Source organism: Klebsiella sp. GB_Kp056 (assembly GCF_040064755.1).
Classification (GTDB): Bacteria; Pseudomonadota; Gammaproteobacteria; order Enterobacterales; family Enterobacteriaceae; genus Klebsiella; species Klebsiella quasipneumoniae.
Window position 1 is genome coordinate 28,641 of sequence record NZ_JBEAJA010000038.1, and the last position, 20,232, is coordinate 48,872.

General features: G+C 57.2%; 20 protein-coding genes. 12 read left to right on the plus strand and 8 right to left on the minus strand.

Annotated elements, in window-relative coordinates:
* Positions 1 to 12: 12 nt before the first annotated feature.
* From aaeX to ABLV52_RS05475, 4 genes are all read left to right on the plus strand, one after another.
* Positions 13 to 216 carry a p-hydroxybenzoic acid efflux pump operon protein AaeX gene (gene aaeX, locus ABLV52_RS05460; RefSeq protein ID WP_002918640.1) on the plus strand — a complete coding sequence of 68 codons (204 nt, stop codon included), beginning with the start codon at positions 13 to 15 and terminating at the stop codon, positions 214 to 216.
* Positions 217 to 223: 7 nt separating this feature from the next.
* Positions 224 to 1,156 (plus strand): p-hydroxybenzoic acid efflux pump subunit AaeA, encoded by a 933-nt coding sequence (gene aaeA, locus ABLV52_RS05465; protein WP_023291152.1) that lies wholly within the window; start codon positions 224 to 226, stop codon positions 1,154 to 1,156.
* Between the two features lie 5 nt (positions 1,157 to 1,161).
* Positions 1,162 to 3,129 (plus strand): p-hydroxybenzoic acid efflux pump subunit AaeB, encoded by a 1,968-nt coding sequence (gene aaeB / locus ABLV52_RS05470; protein WP_023291151.1) that lies wholly within the window; start codon positions 1,162 to 1,164, stop codon positions 3,127 to 3,129.
* Positions 3,130 to 3,208: 79 nt separating this feature from the next.
* Positions 3,209 to 3,484, plus strand: a complete 276-nt coding sequence (locus tag ABLV52_RS05475) for a barstar family protein (protein ID WP_002918629.1) — start codon at positions 3,209 to 3,211, stop codon at positions 3,482 to 3,484.
* Between the two features lie 50 nt (positions 3,485 to 3,534).
* Here ABLV52_RS05475 and yhcN-B read toward each other — a convergent pair whose 3' ends face one another.
* The 3 genes from yhcN-B to argR all read right to left on the minus strand — a co-directional run bounded on the left by yhcN-B (position 3,535) and on the right by argR (position 5,010).
* The gene (yhcN-B, locus tag ABLV52_RS05480; RefSeq protein ID WP_002918627.1) at positions 3,535 to 3,801 is read right to left on the minus strand and encodes a DUF1471 family stress response protein YhcN-B; all 267 of its coding nucleotides are present in this window, start codon (positions 3,799 to 3,801) and stop codon (positions 3,535 to 3,537) included.
* A gap of 99 nt (positions 3,802 to 3,900) precedes the next feature.
* The gene (gene yhcN / locus ABLV52_RS05485) at positions 3,901 to 4,164 is read right to left on the minus strand and encodes a peroxide/acid stress response protein YhcN (protein ID WP_017899932.1); all 264 of its coding nucleotides are present in this window, start codon (positions 4,162 to 4,164) and stop codon (positions 3,901 to 3,903) included.
* A 375-nt stretch (positions 4,165 to 4,539) separates the two neighbouring features.
* Complete coding sequence (argR, locus tag ABLV52_RS05490; RefSeq protein ID WP_002918625.1) at positions 4,540 to 5,010, minus strand: transcriptional regulator ArgR; 471 nt, start codon at positions 5,008 to 5,010, stop codon at positions 4,540 to 4,542.
* A gap of 414 nt (positions 5,011 to 5,424) precedes the next feature.
* Between argR and mdh the strand changes: the two genes are divergently transcribed.
* Positions 5,425 to 6,363, plus strand: a complete 939-nt coding sequence (gene mdh / locus ABLV52_RS05495) for a malate dehydrogenase (RefSeq protein WP_117132943.1) — start codon at positions 5,425 to 5,427, stop codon at positions 6,361 to 6,363.
* Positions 6,364 to 6,499: 136 nt separating this feature from the next.
* Here mdh and degS read toward each other — a convergent pair whose 3' ends face one another.
* The 3 genes from degS to zapG form a co-directional block, all read right to left on the minus strand.
* Positions 6,500 to 7,558, minus strand: coding sequence for an outer membrane-stress sensor serine endopeptidase DegS (gene degS / locus ABLV52_RS05500; protein WP_002918568.1), 1,059 nt, complete (start codon positions 7,556 to 7,558; stop codon positions 6,500 to 6,502).
* An 87-nt stretch (positions 7,559 to 7,645) separates the two neighbouring features.
* A complete protein-coding gene (gene degQ, locus ABLV52_RS05505; RefSeq protein WP_348890128.1) occupies positions 7,646 to 9,013 on the minus strand; it encodes a serine endoprotease DegQ in 1,368 nt (455 codons plus the stop codon).
* Positions 9,014 to 9,187: 174 nt separating this feature from the next.
* Positions 9,188 to 9,586: a Z-ring associated protein ZapG gene (gene zapG, locus ABLV52_RS05510; RefSeq protein WP_012540461.1), complete on the minus strand. Its 399-nt coding sequence runs from the start codon at positions 9,584 to 9,586 to the stop codon at positions 9,188 to 9,190.
* 190 nt (positions 9,587 to 9,776) lie between these two features.
* On the opposite strand from zapG, the gene zapE reads away from it, so the two are divergent.
* From zapE to ABLV52_RS05545, 7 genes are all read left to right on the plus strand, one after another.
* Positions 9,777 to 10,904 carry a cell division protein ZapE gene (gene zapE / locus ABLV52_RS05515; protein ID WP_023291141.1) on the plus strand — a complete coding sequence of 376 codons (1,128 nt, stop codon included), beginning with the start codon at positions 9,777 to 9,779 and terminating at the stop codon, positions 10,902 to 10,904.
* Between the two features lie 266 nt (positions 10,905 to 11,170).
* Complete coding sequence (gene rplM / locus ABLV52_RS05520) at positions 11,171 to 11,599, plus strand: 50S ribosomal protein L13 (protein WP_002918559.1); 429 nt, start codon at positions 11,171 to 11,173, stop codon at positions 11,597 to 11,599.
* 15 nt (positions 11,600 to 11,614) lie between these two features.
* Positions 11,615 to 12,007, plus strand: coding sequence for a 30S ribosomal protein S9 (rpsI, locus tag ABLV52_RS05525; protein ID WP_000829818.1), 393 nt, complete (start codon positions 11,615 to 11,617; stop codon positions 12,005 to 12,007).
* Positions 12,008 to 12,064: 57 nt separating this feature from the next.
* The gene (locus tag ABLV52_RS05530; RefSeq protein ID WP_136070768.1) at positions 12,065 to 12,349 is read left to right on the plus strand and encodes a hypothetical protein; all 285 of its coding nucleotides are present in this window, start codon (positions 12,065 to 12,067) and stop codon (positions 12,347 to 12,349) included.
* Positions 12,319 to 12,957 carry a stringent starvation protein SspA gene (gene sspA, locus ABLV52_RS05535; RefSeq protein WP_002918467.1) on the plus strand — a complete coding sequence of 213 codons (639 nt, stop codon included), beginning with the start codon at positions 12,319 to 12,321 and terminating at the stop codon, positions 12,955 to 12,957. Before ABLV52_RS05530 ends, sspA begins: the two co-directional genes overlap by 31 nt.
* A gap of 3 nt (positions 12,958 to 12,960) precedes the next feature.
* Positions 12,961 to 13,455, plus strand: coding sequence for a ClpXP protease specificity-enhancing factor (gene sspB / locus ABLV52_RS05540; protein WP_002918465.1), 495 nt, complete (start codon positions 12,961 to 12,963; stop codon positions 13,453 to 13,455).
* 124 nt (positions 13,456 to 13,579) lie between these two features.
* Positions 13,580 to 14,284 carry an N-acetylmannosamine-6-phosphate 2-epimerase gene (locus tag ABLV52_RS05545; RefSeq protein ID WP_348890130.1) on the plus strand — a complete coding sequence of 235 codons (705 nt, stop codon included), beginning with the start codon at positions 13,580 to 13,582 and terminating at the stop codon, positions 14,282 to 14,284.
* A gap of 55 nt (positions 14,285 to 14,339) precedes the next feature.
* On the opposite strand, the gene gltD is transcribed toward ABLV52_RS05545, so the two are convergent.
* Positions 14,340 to 15,758, minus strand: coding sequence for a glutamate synthase subunit GltD (gene gltD, locus ABLV52_RS05550; protein ID WP_032454181.1), 1,419 nt, complete (start codon positions 15,756 to 15,758; stop codon positions 14,340 to 14,342).
* A 9-nt stretch (positions 15,759 to 15,767) separates the two neighbouring features.
* Complete coding sequence (gltB, locus tag ABLV52_RS05555) at positions 15,768 to 20,228, minus strand: glutamate synthase large subunit (RefSeq protein WP_044524842.1); 4,461 nt, start codon at positions 20,226 to 20,228, stop codon at positions 15,768 to 15,770.
* Between the last annotated feature and the right edge of the window lie 4 nt (positions 20,229 to 20,232).

The window sequence follows — 20,232 nt, forward strand, 5'->3', positions numbered from 1 at the left end:
TTCAAGGTCATCATGAGTCTGTTTCCTGTCATCGTGATTTTCGGCTTATCGTTTCCGCCGATCTTCTTCGAGTTGCTTTTGTCGCTGGCCATCTTCTGGCTGGTGCACCGATTGCTGGTTCCGACCGGCATTTACGATTTTGTCTGGCACCCTGCACTGTTTAATACGGCGCTATATTGCTGCCTTTTTTATTTGATATCGCGCTTGTTCGTTTGAGGTTGATGTGAAAACACTAACAAGAAATATCCTCCGTACCGCTATTACCGTGATACTGGTCATTTTGGCCTTCGTGGCGATTTTCCGCGCCTGGGTTTACTACACCGCCTCGCCGTGGACGCGGGATGCGCGCTTTAGCGCCGACATTGTGGCCATTGCTCCCGACGTCTCCGGGCTGATTTCCCAGGTAAACGTCAAGGATAACCAACTGGTTAAGAAAGACCAGGTATTGTTCGTTATTGACCAACCCCGTTACCAAAAAGCGCTGGCGCAGGCGGAAGCCGATGTCGCCTACTACCAGACCTTAGCCCAGGAAAAACGTGTCGAAGCCGGTCGGCGTAATAAGCTTGGCGTCCAGGCGATGTCGCGGGAAGAGATTGACCAGGCGAACAACGTGCTGCAGACCGTTGAGCATCAGCTGGCGAAAGCGGTGGCCAGCCGCGACCTGGCCAGACTGGACCTGCAGCGCACGGAGATTCGCGCCCCCGCGGATGGCTGGGTGACCAACCTTAACGTCTATACCGGGGAATTTATCACCCGCGGCTCCACGGCGGTGGCGCTGGTGAAAGAGAATACATTTTACGTCATGGCCTATCTGGAAGAGACCAAACTGGAAGGCGTCCGCCCTGGATACCGGGCGGAAATTACCCCGCTTGGCAGCAGCAAAACCATTAAAGGCACGGTGGACAGTATCGCTGCGGGGGTAACCAACGCCAGCAGCAGCAGCGACTCGAAAGGGATGGCTTCGGTGGATTCCAACCTTGAATGGGTGCGTCTGGCGCAGCGTGTGCCGGTTCGTATTCGCCTTGACCACCAGCAGGGGAATCTGTGGCCATCGGGCACGACGGCGACGGTGGTGATCACCGGTAAAGAAGACCGTGATACCAGCCAGGCCAACTTCTTCCAGAAACTGGCTATGCGCCTGCGCGAATTCGGTTAATCGCTATGGGGACATATACTATTGCTCCCCAGCATCTCCGCTTTGCTATTAAGCTTGCATGCGCGGTGGTGTTGGCGCTGTTCGTCGGCTTCCATTTTCAGCTCGAAACGCCGCGCTGGGCGGTGCTGACCGCGGCGATTGTCGCCGCTGGCCCGGCCTTTGCCGCCGGGGGAGAGCCGTACTCCGGCGCGATCCGCTATCGCGGCATGTTGCGTATTGCCGGGACCTTTATTGGCTGTATTGCGGCGCTGGTCATCATCATCCTGATGATCCGCGCCCCTCTGCTGATGATGCTGGTCTGCTGCCTGTGGGCCGGGTTTTGTACCTGGGTTTCGTCGCTGGTCAAGGTCGAAAACTCCTATGCCTGGGGGCTGGCCGGATACACCGCGCTGATTATCATTATTACCATCCACACCGATCCGATGCTGGCGCCGCAGTTTGCCGTTGAGCGCTGCAGCGAAATCGTCATCGGGATTGTCAGCGCCATCGTCGCCGATCTGCTGTTCTCCCCGCGTTCGATTAAAAAAGAGATCGACCTTGAACTGGATAACCTGCTGATTGCGCAGTATAAGCTGATGCAGTTATGCGTTGCGCACGGCGAAAAAGATGAAGTGGATCAGGCCTGGGGAGCGTTGGTGCGTCGCACCACGGCGCTGGAGGGAATGCGCAGTAACCTGATTATGGAGTCCTCTCGCTGGGCTAAGGCGAATCAACGCCTGAAGGCGATCAATACCCTCTCGCTAACGCTTATCACCCAGGCTTGCGAAACCTACCTGATTCAGAACTCGCGCCCGGAAATGGTGACGGACGACTACCGCGAGCTGTTCGCTGAGCCGGTTGAGACGGTGCAGGATGTTCACCAGCAGCTGAAGCGTATGCGTCGCTTCCTGACCTGGAAAGGCGAGCATAATACGCCGGTCACCATCTACAGCTGGGTAGGCGCAGCCACCCGTTACCTGCTGCTTAAGCGTGGCGTGGTGGGCAACACCAAAATCAGCCGCATCGAAGACGGTGTATTGCGCGGCGAAACGGTGGTTAAAGTGGAGTCCGCCGAGCGTCACCACGCGATGGTGAACTTCTGGCGTACCTCCGTCTCCTGTATCCTTGGGACGCTGTTCTGGCTGTGGACGGGCTGGACCTCAGGTAGCGGCGCGATGGTGATGATTGCCGTGGTTACCGCGCTGGCGATGCGCTTGCCTAACCCGCGAATGGTGGCGATAGACTTCCTCTACGGTACTCTGGCGGCGTTACCGCTGGGTACCCTGTACTTTCTGGTGATCATGCCGGCGACGCAGCAGAGTATGCTGTTGCTTTGTATCAGCCTGGCGGCGATGGCGTTTTTTATCGGTATCGAAGTGCAGAAAAGGCGCCTCGGATCGCTGGGGGCGCTGGCGAGCACCATCAACATTCTGGTGCTGGATAACCCGATGCAGTTCCAGTTCAGTCAGTTCCTCGATAGCGCGCTGGGGCAGATCGTCGGTTGTTTCCTCGCCCTGATGGTTATTCTCATTGTCAGGGATAACTCCCGGGCAAGAACCGGTCGGGTGCTGCTGAACCAGTTTGTCTCCGCGGCGGTCTCTTCGCTGACCACCAACTCGGCGCGTCGCAAAGAGAATCATCTGCCCGCGCTCTATCAGCAGCTGTTTTTATTGCTCAACAAATTCCCTGGCGATGTCGCCCGTTTCCGTCTGGCGTTGACGTTAATCATTGCCCACCAGCGCCTGCGCGACGCGCCCGTGCCGGTGAATGAGGATCTGTCGGCGTTCCATCGCCAGCTGCGACGTACCGCGGATCATGTTATCTCCGCCGGGAGCGATGATAAGCGTCGGCGCTACTTTACCCGGCTGCTGGCGGAGCTTGATGTTTATCAGGAGAAGCTGCGGGTCTGGGAGGCTTCGCCGCAGGTGACCGAGCCGGTACGGCGACTGGTTGAGATGTTGCACAAGTACCAGCATGTGCTGACCAGCAGTTAACCCATAAACCGACGCCCAGGCGTCGGTTTTTTTATCGCTATACTTAACGGCGACAGGAAGAGAAGCGGGAGGGGCTGCCATGACCACCTATACGTTTGATTTTGACGAAATCGCCGAGCAACAGGATTTCTACCGGGAGTTTTCCCGCACCTTCGAGCTGGCACAGGATAAGGTCAACAACCTTGATTCGCTATGGGACGCGGTGACCGGTGGGCTGCTGCCGCTGCCGCTGGACATTGAGTTCATCCATTTAAATGACAAGCAGCGTCGGCGCTTTGGGGCGTTAATTTTATTATTTGATGAAGCAGAGGAAGAGCTGGAGGGGGAGTTACGTTTTAACGCCCGGCAGGCATAAAAAAGCCCCCGGCAGGCGGGGGCAAGTCGTCGAAATAAGACGACGAGGGTTTATTTGTACAGCTCAGCGGTGGCGTGCCAGCTATCGCCGGTACGTGCTTCAATAATACGGTAGCTGCTGGCGCCTTCTTTCTCGGCTTTAGCGGCCAGTTCCTGACGCATATCCATTGGCGCACTACCTACCTGGGAAACCGAGATGGTGCCCATGGACTGCAGGTTCTGGGCTTGCTCAGCGTTCACTTGCTGAACGGCCGCGCTAGCGCCGAAAGAGAGAAGGGAAGCCAGGCCAAGGGATGCGATGATCATTGCGCGTTTCATAATCTTTACTCCAGTCTTTGTTTTTCCGCGGCGGGGCGATGAATGAGGCCGGGCCGCGGTAGAGAATTTTTGTCGGGTTAATCGTTGACGATCTAAAACTTATTTATACAGCTCAGCAGTGGCATGCCAGTGGTCACCAGTGCGGGCTTCGATAATGCGGTAAGAAGAAGCCCCTTCTTCCTGCGCTTTTTTGTTCAGCATTTCATGCATATCCATCGGGGAAGAGGCTACCGCGCCGACGGAAACTGTACCGATGGCCTCGCGGCCCTGGGCTTGCTCGCTGTTGATAACATCAGCGGCGAAAGCGCCAAACGACATGACGGACAGGATGCTGAGAGCTGCTACAGTGGTTTTGATTTTCATGATGTTCACCTCGTCGAATCTTTTTGTTGAGGGTCTTTGTTTCGTGACCCTCATCACAAAAACAAGTATACACTAATCACCAAAAATATTAATACCATGCTAATTGTTTTGTGCGTTAATAGTTACAATAAATTGCGCTTTTTATAACCGATAAGAATTAAAAATGACGAGTCACAGACAGAGATAAGTTTTATTTCTAATAAAATCATAAAGGTATACGATTTTGATCTTTCGTGCGTTTTAGGCGTTTCCCTTACGTAAAAGAACGTATAGACAGGCTAAATCACACGAAATGTTAAATTTTTGTTGAGTTGAAAGGGGGGAGAGGGAGAGAAGAGGGGGAATCACCCTCTGACGGTTGCCAGAGGGGAATGCTCAGAGTTCCTGTTCGAACAGCACCAGGATAGCGTCGTGCAGATCTTTCACTGTGAAACCGCGCGCTGGCGTGGTGAAGATGGTGTCATCCCCGGCGATGCTGCCAAGAATACCTTCCGCCTTGCCCAGCGAGTCGAGAAGACGGGCGATCAGCTGCGCTGCCCCGGGGCTGGTGTGAATCACCACGACGGCATCGTTATAATCGATATCCAGCACCAGATTTTTCAGCGGGCTGGAGGTGGTCGGCACGCCAAGCTCGGCAGGCAGGCAATAGACCATTTCCATTTTGGCGTTACGGGTACGAACCGCGCCAAATTTGGTGAGCATGCGGGAAACCTTCGATTGGTTGATATTCTCGAAGCCTTCTTCCTGCAGCGCCTGGACGATCTCTCCCTGCGAGCTGAATTTCTCTTCTTTAAGCAGCGCTTTAAACGCTTTAACCAGTTCTTCTTGTTTTGCCGAACTTCGCATAAGTCACCCAGATTATGGTGGTAAAATCAACATCATTATGCATAACCGTGAATTTTTATGCAAATAATCCGCGAGGGGATAGGTCAATAATGTTATGAAGGGGGCATATTTTAGCAAAAAAACCGTATAAGGAACATGTTCTCATCACAACGCTTAAAGGCATGTAAAAGTAAATGAAATGTTATTGAGTTGGTGTTGTTTTGCGCAACTGGCTGGGTGTATTGTAACCAATAGTCGATCCGGTACTTCGCTTTGCTGGATGGTCAGTCAGGAAGCATAAAGTGCGCCGCTGTTCTATTGCTACGCACAATAATGCATTCTTCAGCCATAATCATTGTAATTGTTCATCTTGTGAATTAAGGTCCAGGCGACGGAATAACGAAAGACTAAATTAACCATAATAAGGAGTTTAGGATGAAAGTTGCAGTCCTTGGCGCTGCCGGTGGTATCGGCCAGGCGCTTGCCCTACTACTTAAGACCCAACTGCCTTCAGGTTCAGAGCTCTCGTTGTACGACATCGCTCCGGTTACGCCGGGCGTGGCGGTAGATCTAAGTCATATCCCCACAGATGTAAAAATTAAAGGATTTTCCGGTGAAGATGCTACCCCGGCGCTGGAAGGCGCTGATGTGGTGCTGATCTCCGCGGGCGTAGCGCGTAAGCCCGGCATGGATCGTTCCGACCTGTTTAATGTGAATGCAGGTATCGTTAAGAACCTCGTGCAGCAGATAGCCAAAACCTGCCCGCAGGCCTGCATCGGCATTATTACCAACCCGGTGAACACCACCGTGGCCATCGCCGCCGAAGTGCTGAAAAAAGCCGGCGTGTACGATAAAAACAAACTGTTCGGCGTGACTACGCTGGACATCATCCGCTCCAATACCTTTGTGGCGGAGCTGAAAGGTCAATCGGCAACCGAGGTGGAAGTCCCGGTTATTGGCGGTCACTCCGGGGTCACCATTCTGCCTTTACTGTCACAGATCCCGGGCGTCAGCTTTAGCGATCAGGAAGTGGCCGATCTGACTAAACGCATTCAAAACGCCGGTACCGAGGTCGTGGAAGCGAAAGCGGGCGGCGGGTCGGCGACCTTGTCGATGGGTCAGGCGGCTGCGCGCTTTGGCCTTTCTCTGGTTCGCGCCATGCAGGGAGAAAAAGACGTAGTGGAGTGCGCCTACGTGGAAGGCGACGGCCAGTATGCGCGTTTCTTCTCTCAGCCGCTCCTGCTGGGGAAAAACGGCGTAGAAGAGCGTCAGTCTATCGGCAAACTCAGCGCCTTTGAGCAGCAGGCGCTGGAAGGCATGCTGGACACCCTGAAGAAAGATATCGCGCTCGGCGAAGACTTCGTCAACAAGTAACCTCGCACGCTCAAAAAAGCCGGAACTGTTGTTCCGGCTTTTTATTGTCTTGCATTCATGATGACCGGGTTTTTGGTCAGATTCCCGGCCGGTCCGGTATTTAGCGATTAACGTGGCTCCCCAAACGGGGAGCCGCTTAGTTGGTGGCCGGGTATTCCTGGACGGCGATATGGAGCGTGATTTTCTTATCATCACGCATGATGACCACCGGAATTTCCGAACCCGGGCGGATCTCGGCCACCTGATCCATCGTCTCCAGCGCGGAGACCGCGGGTTTGTCATTCACGGAGATGATCACGTCGTTGGCGCGGATCCCCGCCTGCGCGGCCGGTCCGTCCGGTGCGACATCGTTAACGACGATCCCCTGGATCTGATCGATCCCGCCGCCCTGCGCGTGCAGCGGGGCGATCTCCCGGCCGCTAATGCCGATATAGCCGCGGATCACACGGCCATCCCGGATCAGCTTGTCCATAATTTTGGTCGCTAACTGGAACGGGATCGCAAAGCCAATGCCTTCAGGCGTTTCGCCGTCGTTGCTCTTGTCAAAGGAGAGGGTGTTAATCCCCATCAGCTCGCCGAGGGAGTTCACCAGCGCCCCGCCGGAGTTACCGTGGTTGATCGAGGCGTCAGTCTGCAGGAAATTCTGGCGGCCGGTGGGGTTGAGGCCAATGCGCCCTGTGGCGCTGATGATCCCCTGGGTGATGGTCTGTCCCAGGTTATAGGGGTTGCCAATCGCCAGCACCACATCGCCGATGTGCGGCGTGCGTTTCGGGTTGATCGGGATCACCGGCAGCCCGCCGGTAGCGTTGATCTTCAGCACCGCGAGGTCGGTCAGGGAATCGGAGCCTACCAGCAGCGCTTCGAAGACCCGGCCGTCCTGCAGAGCGACGATAATCTGGTCGGCATCGTTAATCACATGCTTGTTGGTCAGGATATAGCCGCGCTGGTCCATGATCACCCCGGAGCCAAGCGTCAGCTGATTATGGCTGGTGCTGTTCAGGGCGCGGTTATAGACGTTCACTACGGCGGGCGCGGCGCGGCGTACGGCGGCGTTATAGCTCGCCGGGGAGTCGTCTGCCGTATCGTTCTGGGTGGTCGGCGCTAGCTGCCACTGGCGCAGCGAGGGCATCAGGGCCAACAGCAGGCCCCCGACAAGCAAACCGATGAGTACTGAACGTAATAACTTTCCAGGCATGATGCAGATATCGTTAATGAATGGTCAGGCGCAGCATAGCATGAGTTGTCCGGACATCGCACATGGCGGCGATGTCCGGGGAGACAATCAGCGCAGCAGCAGATAGATGCTTTCGTTGCCGCGGATCACGTTCAGGGCGATGACCGGCGGTTTGCCTTCGAGCACTTTGCGTAATTCGGCAATCGAATGAATACGCTCGCGGTTAAGGCCAATGATAATGTCATCCTTATGCAGGCCGACCTGGGCGGCGGCGCTGCCTTTATCGACATTATCGATCACCACCCCTTTGGTGCCATCTTTCATCTGACCGTCGCTGAACGAGGCACCCTGCAGAGCCGGGATAATCAGCTCAGCGCTGGCGGTGGAGGAGGTGCTCTTATCCAGCGTCACTTCGACATCGACCGGTTTTCCCTCGCGCAGCAGGCCCAGTTTGACTTTGGTCCCCGGCTCGGTGGTGGCGATCCGCGAGCGCAGTTCGGCAAAACTATTCAGCGGCTTGCCGTTCAGGCTAACGATGACGTCGCCGGATTTGATCCCCGCTTTGGCGGACCCGGAGTTTGGCAGCACTTCACTGACGAAGGCGCCGCGCTGAACGTTGAGGTTCATCGCCTTGGCGATATCGGCGCTCATTTCCATGCCTTTAATGCCCAGCAGGCCGCGCTTGATTTCGCCAAACTGAATGAGCTGGTCGGCGAGGGTTTTCGCCATGTTGCTCGGGATGGCGAAGCCGATGCCGATGCTGCCGCCGCCCGGCGCCAGGATCGCGGTGTTGATCCCGATAAGCTCGCCGTTGAGGTTCAACAGCGCGCCGCCGGAGTTGCCGCGGTTGATGGAGGCATCGGTCTGGATGAAATTCTCCAGCCCTTCAAGGTTCAGGCCGCTGCGGCCAAGGGCAGAGATAATGCCGGAGGTGGCGGTCTGACCAAGGCCGAACGGGTTGCCGACGGCGACGGCGAAGTCGCCGACGCGGAGTTTATCGGAGTCAGCAATGGCGATTTGCGTCAGGTTTGACGGCTTAATCAGCTGCAGCAGAGCAATGTCGCTCTGTTCATCGCTACCGACCAGTTTGGCATCAAATTCACGACCATCGTTCAGCTGGACGCTGATCTTCTGCGCCTGATTGATGACGTGGTTATTGGTCAGCACGTAGCCTTTCGCTGCGTCGATAATGACGCCGGAGCCAAGCCCTTCGAACGGCTGCGCCTGTTCTTGCGGGGCGTTATCGCCAAAATATTTCTTCAGCTCTTCCGGCATATTGAGCGTCGGCGAGGCAGTGCCTTCCACCTGGACGCTGACTACCGCCGGCAGGACCTTTTCCAGCATCGGCGCCAGGCTTGGTAACGCGCCCTGGCCGGGCACCTGAGTCGGTAAGGATGCTGCTGCCGGAGGCAGAACCGACAACGATAACCCAATGCTTAACGCTAACGCACTCAACAGCAAAGTCTGTTTCTTCATTAGATGCTGGCTCTCGTAACCTGAGGTGTATGGAAAAATGTCCTGAATAACCTGATGTTATTGAATTTTTGCGCAGGTAACAATGTGGGGACTGGTTTAAATTGTAGCCGGGAAGTGGGGGAAGGAGCGGGCGCGATGGGCGCGCCCGGAGAATATTTTATCAGAGGCGATTGTTTAATCGCGTTTTGCGCCACCGCGCAGTAATCCGGATGCGCCTTCGGAGTAGTCGCGCGGCATCTGGACCGGCGCCTGATCGTTGCTGGCTTCAGACTCTTCCAGGCGGTTGCGGAACGGGTTGGCGTCTGCCATGGAATCCGGCAGCAGGTTGTTAGAGCTTTTCGCCATATGCTGATACAGCTGACGGTAGTCGTGCGCCATGTTATCCAGCAGCTCGGCGCTGCGCGCAAAATGGCTGACCAGCTCTTCACGGTACTCTTCAAGCTCGGCTTTATTCTTTTCCAGTTCGAACTGCAGCGCCTGCTGCTGGCGCAGTTTGCGGTTGCCGAAACGCATGGCGACGGCACCAATGATGATACCGACGACTAACCCAATTAGCGCGTATTCCCAGGTCATGAACATCTCCCGTTGTATTGTGGTTCCGTAGGGTGGCTCTTAGGCTCTCCGCCTGCGCCCGATAGTGCCACTATAACCGCTAATTCCACAGAAGTGGAATCCTGGCGTATCATCGCGTAGTGTAGAACGGCCTTTTTTTCGTCAATCGTGAGCTTCGACATCACGGTTTTCAAGGAATAACAATTAGATCATGCAAAGCCTGTCTCCAACATCGCGTTACCTTTCAGCCCTGAAAGAGGGCAGCCATCAACCCGACGACGTCCAGCAAGAAGCGGTGAGCCGCCTCGATACCATTTACCAGGAACTGCAGACTCAGCCCGCGCCCGTCGCGTCAGGCGGCGGTTTGCGCGCGAAATTCGGCAAACTGCTGGGTAAGCGCGAACCAGCAGCCGAGGCGGCGCCCGTCCGCGGCCTGTATATGTGGGGCGGCGTGGGGCGGGGGAAAACCTGGCTGATGGACCTGTTTTACCAGAGCCTGCCGGGCGAGCGTAAGCAGCGCCTGCATTTCCATCGCTTTATGCTGCGGGTGCACGAAGAGCTGACCACCCTGCAGGGCCATAGCGACCCGCTGGACATTGTCGCCGACCGCTTTAAAGCGGAAACCGACGTGCTCTGTTTCGACGAGTTTTTTGTCTCCGATATAACCGACGCCATGCTGTTGGGCGGGCTGATGAAGGCCCTGTTCGCCCGCGGCATCACGCTGGTGGCGACCTCCAATATTCCGCCGGATGAGCTCTATCGCAATGGCCTGCAGCGCGCCCGTTTTCTGCCCGCTATCGACGCCATCAAGCAGCATTGCGATATTATGAACGTCGATGCCGGCATCGATTATCGCTTGCGTACCCTGACCCAGGCGCACCTGTGGCTGTCGCCGCTGAATAACGACACCCGCGAACAGATGGATAAACTGTGGCTGGCGCTGGCCGGCGCGCCGCGCGCTGCCGGGCCGACGCTGGAGATCAACCATCGCGAGCTGCCGACCCTCGGCGTGGAAAACCAGACGCTGGCGGCGTCGTTCGCCACGCTGTGCGTGGATGCCCGTAGCCAGCATGACTATATCGCGCTCTCCCGCCTGTTCCACACCGTGATGCTGTTCGATGTGCCGGTGATGACCGCGCAGCTGGAGAGCGAAGCCCGGCGCTTTATCGCCCTGGTGGATGAGTTCTATGAGCGCCACGTGAAGCTGGTGGTCAGCGCGGCGGTGCCGCTGTACGACATTTATCAGGGAGAGCGGCTGAAGTTTGAGTTTCAGCGCTGTCTGTCGCGTCTGCAGGAGATGCAGAGCGAAGAGTACCTCAAGCGCCCGCATATGCCCTGACAGGATACTTTTTCCCGGTGAATTCAGGGCCGCAGGGCCGCCCCGGGAGCTGCCTGAAAAATCTCATAAAGGGGTCGATCTTTGACCCCGACTTCTCTATAATCTTGCGACCCCACGTTACGAGAAGGTTTTTTTCCCGAAACTTTCTATGTGCCGGCATAGGCTATTCGAAGGGGTAGGTTTGCTGGACAATGTCGTGTGAACCTCAACTGACTAAACGTTTGGGTGTTCACCAACGTGTAACTTATTATTTGGGTAAGCTTTTAATGAAAACTTTTACAGCTAAACCAGAAACCGTAAAACGCGACTGGTATGTTGTTGACGCGACCGGTAAAACTCTGGGCCGTCTGGCTACTGAACTGGCTCGTCGCCTGCGCGGTAAGCACAAAGCGGAATACACTCCGCACGTTGATACCGGTGATTACATCATCGTTCTGAACGCAGAAAAAGTTGCTGTTACCGGCAACAAGCGCGAAGACAAAATGTACTACCACCACACCGGCCACATCGGTGGTATCAAAGAAGCGACCTTTGAAGAGATGATTGCCCGCCGTCCTGAGCGTGTGATTGAAATCGCGGTTAAAGGCATGCTGCCAAAAGGCCCGCTGGGTCGTGCTATGTACCGTAAACTGAAAGTTTACGCGGGTAACGAGCACAACCACGCGGCACAGCAACCGCAAGTTCTTGACATCTAATCGGGATTATAGGCAATGGCTGAAAATCAATACTACGGCACTGGTCGCCGCAAAAGTTCCGCAGCTCGCGTTTTCATCAAACCGGGCAACGGCAAAATCGTTATCAACCAGCGTTCTCTGGAACAGTACTTCGGTCGTGAAACTGCCCGCATGGTAGTTCGTCAGCCGCTGGAACTGGTCGACATGGTTGAGAAACTGGATCTGTACATCACTGTTAAAGGTGGTGGTATCTCTGGTCAGGCTGGTGCGATCCGTCACGGTATCACCCGCGCTCTGATGGAGTACGACGAGTCCCTGCGTTCTGAACTGCGTAAAGCTGGCTTCGTCACTCGTGACGCTCGTCAGGTTGAACGTAAGAAAGTCGGTCTGCGTAAAGCACGTCGTCGTCCGCAGTTCTCCAAACGTTAATTGTTTTCTGCTCACGCAGAACAATTTGCGAAAAAACCCGCTCCGGCGGGTTTTTTTATGGATAAAACGGCTGTTATCCACAAGCTTACCGCCGGTTCTTGCCACTTTTTCAGCATTTCCAGAATCCCCTCACCACAACGTCTTCAAAATCTGGTAAACTATCATCCAATTTTCTGCCCAAATGCTGGTGATTGTTCATTTTTTGTTTTATTCGTGAACGAAGGTGACATCGCGCTACTGGGGTTTTTACATCTGGCCGGCCATGAGTGGCTGGCAGCAGTACAAAATTCTGAATATACCTGGAGGTTTTCATGGCTGTCGCTGCCAACAAACGTTCGGTAATGACGCTGTTTTCTGGTCCTACTGACATCTATAGCCATCAGGTCCGCATTGTGCTGGCCGAGAAGGGTGTCAGTTTTGAGATAGAGCACGTGGAGAAGGACAACCCGCCTCAGGATCTGATTGACCTCAACCCGAATCAAAGCGTACCGACGCTGGTGGATCGTGAGCTCACTCTGTGGGAATCCCGCATCATTATGGAATACCTGGATGAGCGTTTCCCGCACCCGCCGTTAATGCCGGTTTATCCGGTGGCGCGTGGCGAAAGCCGTCTGTATATGCAACGTATCGAGAAGGACTGGTATTCGCTGATGAACACCATCCAGAGCGGTACCGCAGCGCAAGCTGATGCTGCGCGTAAGCAACTGCGTGAAGAACTGCTGGCCATCGCGCCGGTGTTCACCCAGAAACCTTACTTCCTGAGCGATGAGTTCAGCCTGGTGGATTGCTACCTGGCGCCGCTGCTGTGGCGTCTGCCGGTTCTCGGTGTGGAGCTGGTTGGCGCAGGCGCGAAAGAGCTCAAAGGCTATATGACTCGCGTATTTGAGCGTGATTCCTTCCTCGCCTCTTTAACTGAAGCCGAGCGTGAAATGCGCCTCGGTCGGGGCTAAATAATGGATGTATCACAGCTGACGCCGCGTCGCCCGTATCTGCTGCGGGCGTTTTATGACTGGCTGCTGGATAACCAGCTGACGCCGCATCTGGTGGTGGATGTCACGCTGCCTGGCGTGCTCGTGCCGATGGAGTATGCGCGCGACGGGCAAATCGTTCTCAATATTGCCCCGCGTGCGGTAGGTAATCTTGAGCTGGCGAACGACGAAGTGCGCTTCAACGCGCGCTTTGGCGGCGTGCCGCGCAACGTATCTGTCCCGCTGGCTGCGGTACTCGCCATCTATGCCCGTGAGAACGGCGCCGGCACGATGTTTGAACCGGAAGCGGCCTATGACGAAGACGTCAGCAGCCTCAACGATGATGACGTCGCGCCTGAGAGTGAAAGCGAAACGGTGATGTCGGTGATTGATGGCGATAAGCCCGATAATCACGACGACGATCCTGACGACACGCCGCCGCCACGCGGCGGTCGCCCGGCGCTGCGCGTGGTGAAGTAAATCCCTTCTCTGACAGGCCCTGCGGGGCCTGTTTTTTTGTCTGTCCGCTTTGTTAACTCTGCCACAAACGAGGCGCCCCATGGCTGGTACTGTCATCGCCACAGGTAGCTTTCAGGGAGCCGACATGTCTTTACTCGCACAACTGGACCAGCGTATCCGTCACCATGGCGGATTAATTGTCTCCTGCCAGCCGGTGCCGGGCAGCCCGCTGGATAACCCCGCCATCGTCGCGGCGATGGGGCTGGCGGCGGAGCAGGCGGGGGCGGTGGCGCTGCGCATAGAAGGTCTGGCCAACCTGCAGGCCGTTCGTCCGTTAGTGACGGTGCCTGTTATCGCGCTGATTAAGCGCGATCTGCATGATAGCCCGGTGCGTATTACGCCGTGGCTTGAGGATGTGAGTGCCCTGGCGCAGGCAGGGGCCGATATCATTGCGGTTGACGGCACGCGGCGTCAGCGTCCGGCCTCTGTCGCATCGTTGTTGGCGGCAATTCACCGCCAGGGGAAAAATGCGATGGCAGATTGTTCCTCTCTCGACGATGCCCTTGAATGCTGGCAATTGGGCTTCGATATGGTTGGCACCACCCTCTCAGGCTATACCGCAGAGGAGACACCGGCCGAGCCGGATCTGGCGCTGGTGAAAAGCCTGAGCGCCGCGGGCTGCAGAGTAGTCGCTGAGGGACGCTACAATACGCCTGCGCAGGCGGCTGAGGCAATGCGCTGCGGCGCGTGGGCGGTGACCGTCGGCTCGGCGATCACCCGCTTAGAACATATCTGCGGCTGGTATAATACGGCGCTGAAAGCGGCGGTTTGCCCGGCGAATGGGCAATAAAAAAGCCCGATGTCGTTAACCATCGGGCTTTTATGCGCTGAGACTCCGGGCCTAATCAGACTTCAAGGTAGTTGAGGATCCCGTCAGCCGCTTTACGTCCTTCCGCAATCGCGGTGACCACCAGGTCGGAACCGCGAACGATATCGCCACCGGCGAAGATTTTCGGGTTGCTGGTCTGGAAGGCGTTCTCGCTGCCTTCCGGCGCAATGATGCGGCCCTGGGAGTCCAGCTCGACGCTGTGCTTCGCCAGCCACTCCATGCTGTGGGGACGGAAGCCAAACGCCATGACGACGGCGTCTGCCGGCACCACGTGCTCAGAGCCGGCGACGATCTCCGCGCGACGGCGGCCTTTCGCATCCGGCTGGCCCATCTCGGTGCGCGCCATCTTCACGCCGCACACTTTGCCGTTGGCATTCACTTCCACGCCCAGCGGCTGGACGTTGAACTGGAACTCAACGCCTTCCTCACGCGCGTTTTTCACTTCGCGTTTTGAACCCGGCATGTTCTCTTCGTCACGACGATAGGCGCAGATCACGTGCGCCGCATTCTGACGGACGGAGGTACGTACGCAGTCCATCGCGGTATCGCCACCGCCGAGAACGACCACGCGTTTGCCTTCCATGCTGACGTAGGGCTCATCGGCGGTTTCGCCAAAGCCCATGATCTGCTTGGTGTTGGCGATCAGGAACGGCAGCGCGTCGTAGACGCCCGGGGCGTCTTCATTGTCCAGCCCGCCGCGCATCGACTGATAGGTGCCGACGCCGAGGAACACGGCATCGTACTCTTTCAGCAGGTCGTCGAGCTGCACGTCGCGGCCCACTTCGGTATTGAGTTTGAACTCAATGCCCATGCCGGTGAAGATCTCCCGGCGGCGGGTCATCACCTCTTTTTCCAGCTTGAACGCCGGGATACCGAAGGTCAGCAGGCCGCCGATTTCCGGATGGCGGTCAAACACCACCGCCTTGACGCCGTTGCGGGTCAACACGTCGGCACAGGCGAGGCCCGCCGGGCCAGCGCCGATGATCGCGACGGTTTTACCGGTCGGTTTCACACCGGAGAGATCCGGACGCCAGCCCATCTCGAATGCCTTATCATTGATATAGCGTTCGATGTTGCCGATGGTCACCGCGCCGAACTCATCGTTCAGCGTACAGGAGCCTTCACACAGGCGGTCCTGCGGGCAGACGCGCCCGCAGACTTCCGGCAGGGTGTTGGTCTGGTGCGACAGCTCAGCCGCCTCAAAAATACGCCCCTCGTTGGCCAGCTTCAGCCAGTTCGGGATGTAGTTATGCACCGGGCACTTCCACTCGCAGTACGGGTTGCCGCAGGAGAGGCAGCGATCCGCCTGCGCCTTGGCCTGGCCTTCTGAAAACGGCTCGTAAATTTCCACAAATTCAATTTTACGGATCTTCAGCGGTTTCTTTGGCGGATCAACGCGCTGCAGGTCGATAAATTGATAAACGTTCTGACTCATCTTAACCCCTTACTGCGCCTGCACCCGCAGCTCAGCTGCGGAACGACTACGGTGACCCAACAGTGCTTTAACATCGCTGGACTTCGGTTTAACCAGCGCAAACTTCGCGGAGAAGGCCGGCCAGTTGGCGAGGATCTCTTCGCCGCGTTGCGAACCGGTAAGCTGCACGTGCTCGGTGATTAAACCGCGCAGGTGCTCTTCATGGATGGCCAGAGAGTCAACGTCCAGCACTTCCACCAGCTCCGGGTTCACGCGTTTACGGAAGTCGCCATCTTCATCCAGGACATAGGCAAAGCCGCCGGTCATCCCTGCGCCAAAGTTGACGCCGGTTTTACCGAGCACGCAGACGATACCGCCGGTCATGTATTCACAGCCGTTGTCGCCGATGCCTTCCACCACGGTGATGGCGCCGGAGTTACGCACCGCGAAACGCTCACCTGCGCGGCCTGCGGCGTACAGACGACCACCGGTCGCGCCGTACAGGCAGGTGTTGCCGATAATGCTGGCTTCGTGGCTGCGGAAAGCGGAGCCCACCGGCGGACGAATGGCCAGCAGACCGCCCGCCATGCCTTTGCCGACATAGTCGTTGGCGTCGCCCGTCAGATGCAGTTCCACGCCGCCGGCGTTCCACACGCCGAAGCTCTGGCCCGCGGTGCCGCTAAAGTGAGCGACGATCGGGTCGCCCGCCAGTCCCTGGTCGCCATGGGTCTGGGCGATATACCCGGACAGCGAGGCTCCCACGGAGCGGTCGGTATTGCGGATATCGAACCAGAACGTTTTGCTCTGCTTTTCATCCACGTACGGTTTCGCCTGCTGCAGCAGCTGGGCGTTGAGCACGCCGTTATCGAACGGCGGGTTATTTTCGGTGCAGTACAGCGCTTTGCCAGGATGCGGCTCTGCGGTCTCCAGCAGTTTACCCAGATCCAGTTTCTGCTGCTTGGCGGTGAACCCATCCAGCTCTTTGAGCAGATCGGTGCGGCCAATCAGATCCACCAGGCGCTTGACGCCCAGCTGGGCCATCAGCTCGCGGGTTTCACGGGCGATAAATTCAAAGTAGTTGGTCACTTTGAACGGCAGACCGTGATAGTGGTTCTTACGCAGTTTGTCATCCTGGGTCGCCACGCCGGTCGCGCAGTTGTTCAGGTGGCAAATACGCAGGTATTTACAGCCCAGCGCCACCATCGGGCCGGTACCGAAACCGAAGCTTTCCGCGCCGAGGATCGCCGCTTTGATGATATCGAGGCCGGTTTTCAGGCCGCCATCCACCTGCAGACGGATCTTATGACGCAGGCCGTTAGCGACCAGCGCCTGCTGGGTTTCCACCAGACCAAGCTCCCACGGACAGCCGGCATATTTCACGGAAGAGAGCGGGCTCGCCCCGGTGCCGCCGTCGTAGCCGGCGATGGTGATCAGGTCGGCATAAGCTTTGGCTACGCCGGTGGCGATGGTGCCCACGCCCGGTTCAGAAACCAGTTTGACCGAAATCATCGCTTTCGGGTTGACCTGCTTGAGGTCGAAAATCAGCTGCGCCAAATCCTCGATAGAGTAGATATCGTGGTGCGGCGGCGGGGAGATCAGCGTCACGCCCGGTACCGAATAGCGCAGTTTGGCGATGTACGGAGTGACTTTATCACCCGGCAGCTGGCCGCCTTCACCCGGCTTCGCGCCCTGGGCGACTTTGATCTGGATAACGTCGGCATTGACCAGATAGGCTGGGGTGACGCCGAAGCGGCCGGACGCCACCTGCTTGATGCGCGACACTTTATTGGTGCCGTAGCGCGCCGGGTCTTCACCGCCTTCACCGGAGTTAGAGAAGCCGCCGATGCTGTTCATCGCTTCCGCCAGCGATTCGTGCGCTTCCGGACTCAGGGCGCCGATCGACATCGCTGCGGTATCGAAGCGTTTGAACAGCTCCTTCGCCGGCTCCACGTCGTCGATGCTGATGGCGTCTTCGCCCGGGTTGAGCGCCAGCAGATCGCGCAGCGTGGCCGCCGGACGTTCGTTAACCAGCTTCGCGTATTGTTGATAATCGCTGTACTCGCCGCTCTGCACAGCCTGCTGCAGGGTACGCACCACGTCCGGGTTGTAGGCGTGATATTCGCCGCCGTGAACGTACTTCAGCAGACCGCCCTGAGCCAGCGGCTTGCGCGCCAGCCAGGCGCGTTTCGACAGATTCAGCAGGTCCTGCTGGAAATCGTCGAAGCCGGCGCCGCCGATGCGACTGACCACGCCCTGGAAGCAGAGATCGGAGACATCGCGATGCAGACCGACCGCTTCGAACAGCTTCGAGCAGCGGTAGGAGGCGATGGTCGAGATCCCCATCTTGGACATGATCTTATACAGACCTTTATTGATACCGTTGCGATAGTTCAGCATCACCGCACGGTACGGTTTATCGATAGCTTTGCTGTCGACCAGCTTCGCCAGCGTTTCATAGGCGAGGTACGGATAGATAGCTGTCGCGCCGAAGCCCAGCAGTACGGCGAAGTGATGCGGATCGCGGGCGCTGGCGGTTTCAACGATGATGTTGGCATCGCAGCGCAGACTTTTATCGACCAGACGGGTCTGGATCGCGCCAACGGCCATCGGCGCCGGCACCGGCAGGCGGTCTTTGGCGATGTTGCGGTCAGAAAGAACCAGCAGCACGGTACCATCGCGTACCATTTGCTCCGCTTTGTCGCACAGGGCCTTCACCGTCTCGCTGAGGGAAGCCTCTGCCGGGTTGAAGGTGATGTCGAGGACGTCGGCACGATAGTGCTCTTCTTCCATCGTCGTCAGCTGTTTGAAATCGGAGTACAGCAGGATCGGCGATTTGAAGCTCAGACGATGCGCCTGGCCTTCCGCTTCGCAGAAGACGTTCATTTCGCGCCCGATGCTGGTGGCCAGCGACATGACGTGCGCTTCACGCAGCGGATCGATAGGCGGGTTCGTCACTTGGGCGAACTGCTGACGGAAATAATCGTAGATAATGCGCGGCTGGCTGGAAAGGACGGCGAAAGGCGTGTCATCGCCCATTGAGCCGACCGCTTCCTGGCCATTTTCGCCGAGCACGCGCAGCACCGAGTCCAGCTCTTCCGCGCTGTAGTTAAACTGTTTCTGGTAGCTGGCCAGCAGATCGTCGTCCAGCTGGCGGCTGCCAACCTCTTCGTCCGGCAGATCTTCAAATGGCACCAGGCGACGAACGTTTTTCTCCATCCACTCTTTATACGGATGGCGGCTCTTCAGATCGTCATCGGTTTCCGCTGAGTGCAGAATGCGTCCGGCACGGGTATCGATAACCATCAGCTCGCCCGGACCCACGCGGCCTTTCTCAACCACTTCGTCCGGCTGGTAGTCCCAGATGCCGACTTCAGAGGCGCAGGTGATGAGCTTATCTTTGGTAATGACGTAGCGCGCCGGGCGCAGGCCATTACGGTCGAGGTTACAGGCCGCGTAGCGACCATCGGACATGACGATACCCGCCGGGCCGTCCCATGGCTCCATATGCATGGAGTTAAAGTCGAAGAACGAACGCAGCTCCGGATCCATATCCGGGTTGTTCTGCCAGGCTGGCGGCACCAGCAGACGCATGGCGCGCACGATGTCCATCCCGCCGGCCAGCAGCAGCTCCAGCATGTTGTCCATTGAACTGGAGTCGGAGCCGGTTTCGTTAACGAACGGCGCGGCGTCGTGCAGGTCCGGGATCAGCGGGGTCTGGAACTTATAGGTACGGGCGCGAGCCCACTGGCGGTTGCCGGTGATGGTGTTGATTTCACCGTTGTGCGCCAGGTAGCGGAACGGCTGCGCCAGCGGCCAGCGTGGTACGGTGTTGGTGGAGAAGCGCTGGTGGAACAGGCAGATAGCCGACTCCAGGCGCAGGTCCGCGAGGTCCAGGTAGAAGCGCGGCAAATCCGCCGGCATACACAGACCTTTATAGATGTTGACCAGGTTGGACAAGCTACAAACGTAGAAATCTTTGTCTTCCTGCAGGCGTTTTTCAATGCGACGACGCGCAATAAACAGACGACGCTCCATATCGCGCGGGCGCCAGCCAGCCGGGGCGTTAACAAAGATTTGCTCAATACGGGGCAGCGAGGAGAGGGCGATTTCACCGAGCACGCCTTCGTTGGTCGGCACATCGCGCCAGCCAACAATCGACAGGGTCTCAAGCTGAAGTTCTTCTTCAACGATGCGGCGTGCCGCTTTCGCCAGTTCAGGATCTTTATTCAGGAACAGCATCCCAACGGCGTAGTTTTTGGCTAAACGCCAGCCGCGCTCTTCGGCAACGATGCGGAAGAAACGATCGGGTTTTTGCAGCAGCAGACCGCAACCGTCGCCGGTTTTACCATCGGCAAGGATTGCGCCACGGTGCTGCATGCGGGCCAGTGCGTGTATCGCGGTTCGCACTACCTTGTGGCTAGGTTCGCCTTCTATGTGGGCGATCAGGCCGAAACCACAGTTATCCCTCTCAAGGGATTTGTCGTACAACATATCA